The following is a 552-nucleotide window of genomic DNA, read 5'->3' as shown; positions in this document are numbered from 1 at the left end:
CGCTGCGCGAGTTGACGGCCGAGCAGGTGCTCACGCGCATGAAGGGTGCGGGCACCTACGTCGCGCGGCCGAAGTACGAGTCGACGCTGGTGGCGATCCGCAGCATCTCGGAGGAGGTCGGCGCGCGCGGGCATGCGTATCGCGCGAGCGTGCTCGGCCTCGACACGATCCGCGCCGACGAGGTGCTCGCCGACGAGATGCAGGTGGCCGTGCGCACGAAGCTGTTTCATTCGCAGGTGCTGCACTTCGAGAACGACGAGCCGGTGCAGCTCGAAGAGCGGTGGGTGAATCCGGCGGTCGCGCCGGATTACGCCGAGCAGGATTTCACGAACACGACGCCGAACCTGTACCTGATGCGCGCGGCTCCGCTGCAGCGCGTCGAGTACCGGATCGAAGCGGCGGCCCCGGCGCCGGAGCGGCGCGAGCAGCTGCGGATGGACGACGTCGAGCCGTGTCTGGTTTTACATCGGCGCACCTGGTCGCAGGGCGTCGTCGCCTCGGTGGCGAATCTGTGGCATCCCGGCAGCCGTTATCGCTTCACCGGGCATTTCT

Annotated in this window: 1 protein-coding gene; it reads left to right on the top strand. The window is 68.1% G+C overall.

The genetic code is table 11. The features are described from left to right. Positions 1-552 (top strand): UTRA domain-containing protein (locus tag L810_RS43555; protein WP_042978513.1); only part of this gene is annotated, 552 nt, incomplete at both ends.

It is taken from the genome of Burkholderia sp. AU4i (genome assembly GCF_000466765.1).
Lineage (GTDB): Bacteria > Pseudomonadota > Gammaproteobacteria > Burkholderiales > Burkholderiaceae > Burkholderia > Burkholderia cepacia.
Note: the sequence above shows the minus strand (reverse complement) of the source record. Positions and strands in the feature narration are given on the sequence as shown.